This is a genomic window from Ruegeria sp. BG3 (assembly GCF_056538485.1).
This window is the reverse complement of the sequence record NZ_JBQFTE010000003.1, coordinates 307,907-319,789: the sequence shown is the minus strand read 5'-3', so window position 1 is coordinate 319,789 and position 11,883 is coordinate 307,907. Positions and strand designations below refer to the sequence as shown.

Genomic DNA, 11,883 nt, shown 5'->3' with positions numbered 1-11,883 from the left:
CAAGTGACTTGTAGGTCAGGCTTACGACTTGCCCGTATAGAAATCGGTCAATTCTTCCGCCAAAGACTTGTAGAGTTGATGCACGTCTTCAATTCCCGGAACTTCAAGCTGATCAATCCTTTCCAAAAATGGACAGTTCACGACACTGATTGCATGTCCTTCATGGTCCAGCACTGGGTAGGCGAGGTTCGTCACCCCAACCGCTGTGGCTGATGGCATTCTCTCATAGCCCAATTCGCGTATGCGGGCGACATGTTCCCTGAATTCAACGACGTCAAATTCGGGCTCGCCTTGCGCAAGCCTGTGATTGTCCAGCAGCTGGTCGAGGTCAACGTCACTGCGAAAAGCTGCAAGAACACGGCCGGTGCCGGTATTCCCAAGGCCAATCACGGTTCCGACGCGCAATGCCAAACCCCAGTTCCCGGGAGAGGCAATCGAGGCGACAACAACTATGTCTCCATTGCTCTCCATACCCATATGGCAGGATTGCCAGGCCTTTCGCGTTACGGCCCGCATTTTGGGTGTCGCCATCTCAAGCAACCGCTCGACCGGAGGATACCTTTGCGAAATCGCAAACATTTTCAGGCTGAGCGAATAGAGATCATCGTCAGAGGACCGGATCACATAACCGCGTCGCACCAGTGTGGACAGCATGCGGTAGATTTCGCTTTGGGACCGGTCCAGAGCGCGTGCAATGTCACCTTGCGCCAGTCCGTCGGCATGCAGCGATAGCAACTCGATGATGTCCAAACCCTTCTCTAGGGCAGGGGCACGATATTTCTCTGAAGTTGCTGACACGTATTCCTCCCAATTCGCGCTTGCGGGCGAATGCGTGGGCAAAGTGACTTGAATTTGTAGCGCGAGTCAATGTTGATTTATTTGTAAATTAAAGTTTTAAATGCAAATTGCAGCGATGTGGGAGAGTCGCAAACCGAGATCAGGGAGAAGCACGTGACAAAATCGACCCATACAATCAATGGATTGCTTGTAAGCTGCGTCATTCTGGCCGCAGGCGCAGTGCACGCCGAATCGAACCGGATATCTCTCCCCGATGTTGTTTTTGAACCCAAGCTGATTGGTGGACAGCAAATCCAAGGTCTGAATGTCGACCTAAGCGGTTTAGCTTCGGAAGACACAATTGCCAAATTCGCGCCAGACAATATTAGTGCCCCTGCCAAGAACGGCGAGCTTCTGATGCTGCAGTGCGCGCGGTTTGACTTTCTGGAGCTGGGCTGCCTCAAGTCGAACTCCGAAGGCGCGAAACAGGCTGCAATGAATAAAGCGCAATACAACGAGGCTCTAACCGTCTCCGAAGCCTGGCCGCAGGTGAAGGATCAGGCGATCTTCTACGGCACAAATGATGTAATTACTTACGAAGCTCTCGTTTACCAGCCCCATAAGGTGGCTGTGGCCGACAGCGATAAGTGCATCTTGAGGCTGAACGCCGGCCGGCGCGCATTGCCGATTTTGATTGGCATCGATGAGGCGCAAACAACTGCTACAGGCACCTCGTCGAAGATGAGGGGTAATTTGGGTCAGGGCCTGATCAAGGGAAGTATCTCACCTAACCAGGAGTGGCAAGGCCGGGCCGGATCCTCCAATGATCCAGAATCATCCAAGGCCGCGGGCACTGTCGGCGTGACGATCCAGTCGTTGGGGTCGGTCACGCGCGACGGCTGGTCCGACAATCACGGTTTCCTGGTCACAAATGGCTGCGAAAACATTGAGACCGTTGGTGCAATTGCGAGTTTCCCAACTAACAAGATCAATAAGCTGGCTGTAAGCGCCGGAGGTTCGGGAACGTTTTCTCATGGCTGAATTTGATGCGTCAAACCAAGGCGTAGAATGCCATCACCTGCGTGAAATTCCTGATGGCCCTACACATGCCACTGATCTGTGCCGCAGCGGAAACAAACAATGGGCACCCAGTACTGAAGTTTATCATACGGATTGAGGACGACATGACCAAACCACAGGGCCGTCTGGCCGGAAAAAAAGCATTGATAACCGCCGCAGGGCAGGGCATTGGCCGCGCCAGCGTCGAGAAATATGTTGCAGAAGGCGCGCAGGTGATTGCATGCGACATCAACGATGCAACGCTTGCCGAACTGGCTGCCATCGAGGGTGTGACGGCTCTGAAGCTGGACGTCACCGATGCAGACGCTGTGGCCGAGGTCGTCGCAACCACTGGAGCACTGGACGTGCTGTTCAACTGCGCGGGGTTTGTTGGGGCCGGTTCGATCCTTGAATGTGACGATGACCAATGGGATTTCAGCTTTGATCTGAACGTCAAGGCAATGTACCGGCTAGCAAAGCTGGTTCTGCCCGGCATGTTGGAGAATGGCGGTGGCTCGATCATCAACATGTCCTCGGTCGCCTCGTCGATCAAAGGTGTGCCGAACCGTTTCTCGTATTGTGCGTCCAAAGCGGCCGTGATTGGCCTGACCAAGTCCATCGCCGCCGACTTCATCACGCAAGGCATCCGCTGCAACGCGATCTGCCCCGGCACAGTCGACAGCCCCAGCCTGCACGACCGCCTGCGCGCCACCGGCGACTACGAGCAAGCGATGAAAGACTTCATCGCGCGCCAGCCCATGGGCCGTATCGGCCACGCAGACGAGGTTGCCGCCTTGGCCGTCTATCTGGCCAGCGATGAGACCGCATTCACCACCGGACAGACCTTCGCCATCGATGGCGGCTGGACCGTTTGATCAGGGAGATTTGAGATGAAACTGCTGCGTTACGGTCCGGTTGGACAAGAAAAACCCGGCCTTATGGATGAAAACGGTGCGATCCGCGATTTGTCGGGTGTCGTTGACGATATCGCGGGCGACGCGTTGTCGGATGCCGGGCTTGATGCCCTGCGTGCGTTGGATTTGGATGCTCTGCCCGTGGTCGAAGGTACCCCGCGCATTGGAGCCTGTGTCGGGCATGTGGGCAAGTTCATTTGCATCGGCCTGAACTATGCCGACCACGCTGCTGAATCTGGCATGGCCCTGCCCGAAGAACCGGTGATCTTCTTCAAGGCGACCTCGGCGATCATGGGGCCTGATGACACTGTGGAAATCCCCCGCAACTCAGTCAAAACCGATTGGGAGGTCGAACTGGGTGTGGTGATCGGCAAGCATACAAAATACGTCTCCGTCGAGGACGCGCTGGACCATGTCGCGGGCTATTGCGTGGTCAACGATCTGTCGGAACGCGACTTCCAGCTGCACCGCTCGGGCCAGTGGGTCAAGGGCAAGTCCGCCGACACGTTTGGCCCCATCGGCCCATGGCTGGTGACGCGTGATGAGGTGTCGGACCCGCAGAACCTGCCGATGTATCTTGAGGTGAACGGGCATCGGTATCAGGACGGCTCGACCAGAACGATGCATTTTGATGTTGCGACAGTGATCTCGCACCTGTCGCAGTTCATGTCATTGCAGCCGGGTGATGTGATCTCGACGGGGACGCCTCCGGGCGTGGGTATGGGGCAGGACCCGCAAACCTATCTGAAACCCGGAGACCGGATGGAGCTGGGGATCGAAGGGTTGGGCGTTCAGCGCCAAACCGTTGAGGCCAGCAAGTGACCCGGATTACCGGCATTCGGACCGAGGACCTTCGGTTTCCGACTTCGGACAGTCTGGACGGGTCGGATGCGATGAACCCCGACCCCGACTACTCGGCGGCCTATGTGGTGCTGGAAACCGACGGCGCGCATGAGGGCCACGGGCTGACCTTCACCATTGGCCGCGGCAATGAGATCTGTGTGGCCGCGATCCAAGCCCTCGGTGCGTTGGTCAAAGGGCTGGAGCTGGACTGGATCACCGACGATATGGGCCGGTTCTGGCGTCATATCACCGGCGACAGCCAACTGCGTTGGATTGGTCCCGACAAGGGGGCGATCCACCTAGCGACCGGCGCGGTCGTGAACGCCGCGTGGGATCTGTGGGCCAAAGAAGCGGGAAAACCTGTCTGGCAACTGGTCAGCGAGATGAGCCCCGAAGAAATCGTGCGCTTGATAGACTTCCGCTACCTGACCGATGCGATCACTCCGGATGAGGCGCTGGCGATGCTCCGTGCCACTGAACCGGGCAAAGCGGAGCGCATCGCCAAACTGAAGGATGAGGGCTATCCCTGCTACACCACCTCGGCGGGCTGGCTGGGCTATCCCGACGACAAGCTGCGCCGTCTATGTCAGGAGGCCAAGGAGGCGGGCTTTACCCACACCAAGTTCAAAGTGGGCCGCGATCTGGATGACGACATTCGCCGCCTGACCATCGCGCGTGAAGTGCTGGGCGAAGACATGAACATCATGATCGACGCCAATCAGGTTTGGGAAGTCGATCAGGCGATTGACTGGGTCAAGGCGCTGTCTTTTGCACGGCCCTTCTTCATCGAAGAACCCACAAGCCCTGATGACGTATTCGGCCACAAGGCGATCCGTGAAGGCGTCGCGCCGGTCAAGGTGGCGACGGGCGAGATGTGCCAGAACCGGATCATGTTCAAGCAGTTCATCAAGGAAGGCGCGATCGATATTGTTCAGATCGACAGCTGCAGGATGGGTGGGCTGAACGAGGTGCTCGCGGTCATGCTGATGGCGGCGAAGTACGATCTACCGGTTTGGCCGCATGCCGGGGGCGTGGGCCTGTGCGAATACGTCCAGCATATGTCGATGATCGACTACGTCGCGATCTCGGGTGAGAAGGACAGCAAGCGGATCGAGTATGTCGATCACCTGCATGAGCACTTTATCCACCCATGCGTGGTGAAGAAAGGAGCCTATTTGGCGCCGGCGCAGCCCGGGTTCTCGATCGAGATGAAACCTGACAGCATCAGAGATTTCCGGATCCTGCCCCCAATGGCAGTGGAATAAACTCCCGTCGCCTGACCCAAAAAGCAACAACTGTCGGGCTGCGCTTTACCCGACCTGAAGGAGATACAAAACGTTTAACTTTGGGAAAACGGCCTTTGAGGCCGCCTGTTTGTTTTGCTTGGTGCAACCGAGGCTCTGGCGCAACGCCGGTTTACTGCAAGAATCTTTGACCCGCTGTAAACCAACCATTCCACCGCTCAAGAACTAGTTAAAAAACCGAAGCATTCCTCGACGGAAGGGTGATTGACTGGTCATAGGGCAAAGACGCTTCGACGGACTTGCCTAAGTCGCCTCTAACGTTTTTATCGCGCAGGGCTTTTGCGAACGTGGAGCAAGCCGCAGTTACCCCGACGTTGCATTGCTTGATCGGAAAAACGGTAGCCTCTCATGCGGCCATGAACATATCCTTGTACTGGTCGCGCAGGATGTTCTTTTGAACCTTTCCCATGGTGTTGCGGGGAAGCTCATCCATCAGGATCAACTTCCGGGGGTGTTTAAACCGCGCGAGGCTGTTGCACACCGCTGCCTGCATCTCTTCAAGGTTGGGGGTCTCGCCCGGTTCCGCGACAATCACGCCAAGAACCGTTTCTCCGAAGTCTGGGTGGGGGACGCCGACGACGGCGCTTTCCAGAACGCCGGGTTGGTCATCCAGCACAAGTTCAATCTCCTTGGGGTAGATGTTGTAGCCGCCTGAGATGATAAGGTCTTTGTTTCGGCCTACGATCTGGACGTAGCCCTCTTCATCGATCCGGCCCAGATCGCCGGTGATGAAAAAGCCGTTCTCGCGTAGCTCGGCCGCGGTTTTTTCCGGCATTTGCCAATAACCTTTGAATACGTTTGGTCCACGTACCTCGATCTCTCCAATCTCGCCCTGCGAAAGAGCGTTGCCATCAGAGTCGCAGATTTTCAGCTCAACCCCGGGCAGAGGGACCCCGACGGTGCCTGCGCGACGCTCCCCTTCATAAGGGTTTGACGTATTCATGTTGGTTTCAGTCATGCCATAGCGTTCGAGTATGCGGTGTCCGGTGCGCTGTTCGAACTGCACATGCGTTTCGGCTAGCAAGGGCGCGGAACCGGAAACAAACAGGCGCATATGTTCGGTCAGTTCCTTTGTGAACCGACTGTCATCCAACAGGCGTGTGTAGAAAGTGGGCACGCCCATCATCGTCGTGGCCTGAGGCATCTGACGGATAATCTCGTCCAGATCGAACTTGGGCATGAATATAATGCTACTGCCCGCAGCCAGTGACACATTGGTTGCAACAAACAGTCCGTGAGTGTGAAAGATCGGCAGCGCGTGCAGCAGCACATCGTCGGATTTGAAACGCCATTCTTCAACGAGCGTTTCGGCATTCGACAACAGGTTGTTCTGGGTCAACATCGCGCCTTTGGACCGGCCCGTGGTGCCCGATGTGTAGAGGAACGCCGCCAAATCCTCGCCGTCCCGATCGACAGTGTCGAAGCTGACAGGCATTGCCGATGCCTTTTCCATCAGGCTACCGCTGCCATCCGCGTTCAGGGTCTCTACGCCCGCGCTCAGTTGCGCGCCAATGGGGGCAAGTTTCTCTTCACTTTTGGCGTCACAGACAATCAGCGAGGCACCGCTGTTTTCAATAAAGTAGGTCAGCTCATCGACGGTATAGGCGGTATTCAAGGGTAAAAACACCAGACCTGCCTGCGCGCAGGCGGCATAGAGGGCCAGCGCTTCTGTTGATTTCTCGATCTGCGCCGCAACCCGGTCGCCGGGCTGTAGGCCTATTTGTGTGGTCAGGTGGGCGATCTGCGCTGCGGTGCTTAAAAAGTCCTGATGCGTTATCACCGAACCGTCGAGCAGATGCAAAAAAGGTGTGTCTTTGGCGGCGTGAGCGCCGAACAAACCGTCATAGAGAGGATTGGCCATAGGGATTACCTTTCCTGTGTCGATGTGAAAGAGGCGGACGCGGCAAGCGATTTGACCTCAGTCGAGGCGTTCACCTCGCGGGTATTGGCAAATTGTTCGTGGTTCTGCGCCACGCGGCTGAGGTCATAGAGATAGTTGACCATGGTGCCGCCGGACTGTGCCCGGCCCTTGTCCGACGTATCGGCATCCGCATGAACCGCATGAACCAGCGCACCGTTGCCAAGATGGAACCGCGCCACCGGGTCGAAAGGCATGTTGCCCCGGCCCTTTGCGTTCAGCAGGTAATGCGCCGCGAGCGCCTTCATCTGATCGGGCTTTTCGACGTCCCATTCGGTGTTTTCCTGCGTAAGCCACTTGGTCAGACCCGGAATGGGCGACAGGGTGACAAAGGTTTTCAATCCCGACAGTTCCGCTGCCATATCCGAGGCCACCTGCTTGATCAGCGAGTTGCCGAACGAGATGCTGGCCAACCCGGCCTGACAGTTCGAGATCGAGTAGAACACAGCCGTATCCGCCTGATCTTGCGGCAGCGGATCGCGGTCTTCGGCGAGCAGCGCCTGAACCGAGCCCGGGATGCCTTGGTTCAGCGCCACTTCGACAAAGATCAATGGCTCATCGGGCATTGCAGGGTGGAAGAAGGCGAAACAGCGCCGGTCGGTTGGCTCGAGCCTGCGGCGCAGGTCATCCCAGCTGTCGATGGCGTGGACTGCCTCATAAGCAATGATCTTTTCGAGAATATGCGCCGGGCTTTCCCAGTTGATCGGGCGCAGCACCAGAAAGCCACGGTTGAACCAGCTGGCGAATAGATGCCGGAAATCCAAATCCAGCGCCTGCAGTTCCGGTTCCTTGCCGCCCAGCCGCAGCAGATCTGCACGCATCTGTACCAGTGCGCCGGTGGCACCGGGTACGCGGTTCAACCGGCGGATCAATTCCTGTCGGGCCGGTTCCACCGCAGCCGCAAAGCTGCGATAGGTCGCTTTCGAGGGGTCGCGTTCGTATTCATCCAGCGACGAGCGCACCGCCTCGGGGTCAATATTCATGGCTGAGGCGATATAGCGGAAGAACTCCAGCTTTTCCTCGTCACACAGAGTGTCGAACCGGGTTAGGATTTCCTCAGCCAGCGCCAGCCCCGAGGTCTCACCCGCTGACCCAACTAGCGCATCGGCCAGTTCGGTCAGCGGGCGACCATCGAGGGCCGCCACGCTCGAGCGGCGATAGCGTCGCTCGAACACGGTGGACAGAAGATCCGCCAGCAGGGTCATACTGCCGCTCCCATCACCAGGTCAGGCAGCCAGGTGGCCAGACCGGGGAACAAGCACAGCAGGACAATCGCGATCACCATGCAGGCCACGAAGGGGAGAGAGCCTGTCAGGATGGTCTTCAGCGAGATGTCGGGCGCAATGCCGTTGATCACATAGAGGTTCAGGCCGACAGGGGGCGAGATCAGGCCAATCTCCATGTTGATTGTCAGTACAACCGCAAACCAGATCGGATCGAAGCCAGCGGTGGTGATGATCGGCAGCAGGATCGGTGCCGCCATCAGGATCACAGCGACGGGCGGCAAGAAGAACCCGGCGATCAGCAGGAACACGTTGACCGCACCCATCAGAACCCAGCGGTTCACGTCCAGCGTACCGATCCACTCGGCAATCGCCTGAGTGATGAACAGCGAGCTGAGCATGTAGGAGAACACACCGGCAGCGGCGATGATGAACAGGATCATCACGCTTTCCTTGGTGCTGTCGCGCAGCACGACCCAGATGTCCTTGGGGTTCCACAGCTTGTAGATGATCATCGCGATCAGCAGGCAGAGCAGGGCGCCGACAGCAGCGGTTTCCGACGGCGTGGCGATACCGCCATACATGGCGTAAAGCACACCCAGAATGATGCCGAGGAAGGGTAGAACCCGCGGTAGGATCTCGAAACGCTCGCGCCAGGTGTAGCTACCAGACCCCAGACGGGTGGCGTCACCGGATTTCCAGGTCGAATAAAGCGACCAGGCCATGAACAGACCAACCAGCATCAGGCCGGGGATCACGCCGGCCAAAAACAGGCGACCAATCGAGGTCTCGGTGGCGATGCCGTAGACGATCATGGTGACGGAGGGCGGGATCAAGATACCAAGCGTACCACCTGCAGCGATGGAACCTGCGGCAACGCCGTCGGGATAGCCGCGCTTGCGCATCTCGGGGATGCCCATCTTGCCGATGGCGGCACATGTGGCAGGTGAAGATCCGGACATGGCTGCGAACAAAGCGCAGGCGCCAAGGTTGGATACGACCAACCCTCCGGGTACACGGGTCAGCCAGCGTTCCAAGGCTTCGTACAAGTCGGCTCCGGCCCTCGTCGACGCGATGGACGCCCCCATGATGATAAACATCGGGATCGACAGAAGGGCAAAGTTATCCAGCTTTCCGAACAAAATCTCAGGCATCAGTTCCAGCGAACGCGGGCCGTCGAAGACAATCAGAAACCCGGCTGAAACGATCAGCAAACCGATGGCGACCGACACGCCCGAAAACAGAACAAGGATGGTGGCGATGGCGACAATGGCGCCGAGCAGAAGGGGGTCCATCGGCTTTACTCCAGACCAAAGGGTTTATCGATGCCAAGCAGGACGGCGACGAGGTCAGCAATCAGCTGAAGCAGCAGCAATCCAAAGCCGACCGGGATGGACAGGTAGGGAATCCACAGGCGCACACCCCATACGGTGTCGGATTTCCAGCCACGCTCCCATGCGAAGTGCCAATACTCGTAGCCGTAGAACAGCATGACCGAGACGATGGCGATGGACAGGGCCGAGGTCAGGATCGCCATAAAATAGCGGGGGCGCGGGGCCAGCGAGATCGGGATCAGGTCGACATTCACATGCCCGCGCAGGCGTTGCACATAAGGTAGACCGACGAGGGTGGCGGCGATGACAAGATAGATGACCGCTTCGGTTTGCCAGATGGTCGAGCCATTCAGGACAAAACGCACGACGATCATTTGGCAGGTGATGGCGACGGCAGCAACGATCATGGCTGCGGAACACCATCCGGCCAGTGTTGAAAGTGCTGCGACAAGGCGAAGGAAGGGATTGTTCCCGGTATGGGAAGCAACGGCAGAGCTATGGCCAGCCATTTGCGTCTCCTAGTGATTGAGATGCAATTACGTCTGAAGATCAGAACTGAGATCAGTGCCGGGCGGCAGCGGGGCCGCCCAAGCGAGAGAGGGTCACTCGACCGCCAGAGCCTTGTCCAGCAGCTCCTGCCCGTCCGGGACTTCTTCCACGAACGCCTTATAGGATGTTTCCTGCGCCAGAGCGCGCCATGCTTCGAAGTCTTCGGCGCTCATTTCGGCGATCTCGACGCCCGCTTCGGCGAAGACTTTGGCCGAGTTTGCGTCCTGCTTCTTGGCTTCTTCCAGATAGTAAGTCTGTGCCTTTTCAGACGCGGCAAGCAATGCAGCTTGCTGATCTTCATTCAGCCCGTCGAAGGTGGATTTGTTCATCAGCAATGGCTGGTACATGAACCACAGGGCAACGTCGCCCGCTGGCGTATAGCAGCTGACCTGTTCGTAGATGCGATAGCTAACAAATGACGATGACGAAGTGTTGGCCGCCTGCAAAACACCGGTCTGCATCGCGTTGTAGATCTCCGATGACGCCATCGAGGCGATCGAAGCATCGGCTCCGGCCAGCATTTGCTCAAAGGATTTACCTGCTGCACGGGTCTGCAAGCCGGCGATGTCTTCGGGCTTGGTGATGCACTTGTCCTTTCCGGCAAAACCACCGGCCAGATAGCCATGGACCAGAACCATTACATCATCCTCAGCCATCTTCTCTTCCAGCGCCTCCATAAAGGGTGACTCAGACAGACGCGCTGCGTGATCGTGGTTTTTCACCAGACCGGGCATTAAAGTCAGGTTATAGGCGGGCTGCTGACCACCGGCATAGCTGAGCGGCAGAACGGTCATGTCCAGCTGACCTCGGCTGAGCGGCTTGTACTGCTCGCGCGGTTTGAACAGCGATTTTGAGCCGAAAATCTTAATCTCCAGATCAACATCGGCGGCGGCAACCTCATCGGCCACGATCTGGGCGACCTGGTGACGGATGTCCTTGTTGGACCACTGGTGCGACAGGCGCAGCTCTTTTGCGGATACAAGCGTGCCAGCAGATACAAGCGCTGCTACAGCAACGGCTGTCTTAAAAATGGTTTTCATTATTTCCTCCCTGGTTCGACCCGGCGTACCGGGGTCAGGGTATGCTTAAGCCGGTTCTGTTTTTTAGTCAACGTTTTTGTATACAAGATCATTGCTCTTGAATTTTTCGCAAATTGAGTCCTATACATAATCCTATGGACTTACGACTTGCCGATAATATCGCCCAGGAACTGGAAGAGTTGATCTTTGACGGTACATTCTCAGATGGCGATCGTCTGGATGAGGTCAAACTGGCTGAACAGTTTGGTGTCTCGAGAACACCACTTAGAGAAGCATTTCAACGACTTGCGCTGTCGGGCTTGGTCGACCTCATTCCGCGCCGTGGTGCTTTTGTGCGACAGCCGGGTCCGGTAGAACTGATGGAGATGTTCGAGGTCATGGCCGAGCTCGAAGCTGTCTGCGGCCGACTTGCCGCTATGCGTATCTCCGAGGAGGCTTTGAAAGATCTGACGGACGCCAACGCGAGATGTCAGCAGGCCGTCGATGCCGGTGATCCAGACACGTACTACCTCGAAAACGAACGGTTTCATCGAATTATCTATAAGCAATCCGGGAATTCGTTTCTGGAACAAGAGGCCTCCAAACTGCATCGGCGCCTCAAACCTTTCCGGCGGCAACAGCTTCGATTTCGTGGCCGTATGGCGCAGTCGATGTCCGAACATGAGGACATCGTTCGCGCTCTTGAGGACGGCTTGGCGGACGATACTGCCAATGCCCTTCGTTCCCATGTCGCAGTTCAAGGCGAGAAGTTCCACAACCTGATGGCATCGCTAAAAAACACAACCGAGCGATAAGAGGGCGGAGGTTCACCAACCGCAGCCACTCAGCGAAACCCCATTCCAGCTTTAGAAAAACTTGGCGTTGCCATGTGACACACATGGCAACGGTCAGAACGCGGTTGTTCGCCTCACATTCAAAATAT

General features: G+C 57.1%; 11 protein-coding genes. 5 read left to right on the top strand and 6 right to left on the bottom strand.

The window, feature by feature from the left end:
• Positions 1–21 precede the first annotated feature (21 nt).
• A complete protein-coding gene (locus ACR0AI_RS07340; RefSeq protein ID WP_480672823.1) occupies positions 22–798 on the bottom strand; it encodes an IclR family transcriptional regulator in 777 nt (258 codons plus the stop codon).
• Positions 799–951: 153 nt separating this feature from the next.
• Between ACR0AI_RS07340 and ACR0AI_RS07335 the strand changes: the two genes are divergently transcribed.
• The 4 genes from ACR0AI_RS07335 (at position 952) to ACR0AI_RS07320 (ending at position 4,858) form a co-directional block, all read left to right on the top strand.
• A complete protein-coding gene (locus tag ACR0AI_RS07335) occupies positions 952–1,818 on the top strand; it encodes a hypothetical protein (protein ID WP_480672821.1) in 867 nt (288 codons plus the stop codon).
• A 143-nt stretch (positions 1,819–1,961) separates the two neighbouring features.
• Positions 1,962–2,711, top strand: a complete 750-nt coding sequence (locus tag ACR0AI_RS07330; RefSeq protein WP_480672819.1) for an SDR family oxidoreductase — start codon at positions 1,962–1,964, stop codon at positions 2,709–2,711.
• Between the two features lie 15 nt (positions 2,712–2,726).
• Positions 2,727–3,572 (top strand): fumarylacetoacetate hydrolase family protein, encoded by an 846-nt coding sequence (locus tag ACR0AI_RS07325; RefSeq protein ID WP_480672817.1) that lies wholly within the window; start codon positions 2,727–2,729, stop codon positions 3,570–3,572.
• Positions 3,569–4,858, top strand: coding sequence for an L-fuconate dehydratase (locus tag ACR0AI_RS07320; protein ID WP_480672815.1), 1,290 nt, complete (start codon positions 3,569–3,571; stop codon positions 4,856–4,858). Before ACR0AI_RS07325 ends, ACR0AI_RS07320 begins: the two co-directional genes overlap by 4 nt.
• Before the next feature lie 385 nt (positions 4,859–5,243).
• Here ACR0AI_RS07320 and ACR0AI_RS07315 read toward each other — a convergent pair whose 3' ends face one another.
• The 5 genes from ACR0AI_RS07315 to dctP form a co-directional block, all read right to left on the bottom strand.
• Positions 5,244–6,758 carry a malonate--CoA ligase gene (locus tag ACR0AI_RS07315; RefSeq protein ID WP_480672813.1) on the bottom strand — a complete coding sequence of 505 codons (1,515 nt, stop codon included), beginning with the start codon at positions 6,756–6,758 and terminating at the stop codon, positions 5,244–5,246.
• Between the two features lie 5 nt (positions 6,759–6,763).
• Positions 6,764–8,020, bottom strand: coding sequence for a malonyl-CoA decarboxylase (locus ACR0AI_RS07310; protein WP_480672811.1), 1,257 nt, complete (start codon positions 8,018–8,020; stop codon positions 6,764–6,766).
• Entirely contained in the window at positions 8,017–9,333 is a 1,317-nt protein-coding gene (locus ACR0AI_RS07305) for a TRAP transporter large permease (RefSeq protein ID WP_170463731.1), read from the bottom strand. The genes ACR0AI_RS07310 and ACR0AI_RS07305 overlap by 4 nt, the downstream gene beginning before the upstream one ends.
• Before the next feature lie 5 nt (positions 9,334–9,338).
• The gene (locus ACR0AI_RS07300) at positions 9,339–9,881 is read right to left on the bottom strand and encodes a TRAP transporter small permease (RefSeq protein ID WP_170378218.1); all 543 of its coding nucleotides are present in this window, start codon (positions 9,879–9,881) and stop codon (positions 9,339–9,341) included.
• A gap of 93 nt (positions 9,882–9,974) precedes the next feature.
• Positions 9,975–10,961, bottom strand: a complete 987-nt coding sequence (gene dctP, locus ACR0AI_RS07295; protein ID WP_170467593.1) for a TRAP transporter substrate-binding protein DctP — start codon at positions 10,959–10,961, stop codon at positions 9,975–9,977.
• 134 nt (positions 10,962–11,095) lie between these two features.
• Here dctP and ACR0AI_RS07290 point away from each other — a divergent pair, with 134 nt between their 5' ends.
• Complete coding sequence (locus tag ACR0AI_RS07290) at positions 11,096–11,755, top strand: GntR family transcriptional regulator (protein WP_480672809.1); 660 nt, start codon at positions 11,096–11,098, stop codon at positions 11,753–11,755.
• The last annotated feature ends 128 nt before the right edge of the window (positions 11,756–11,883 follow it).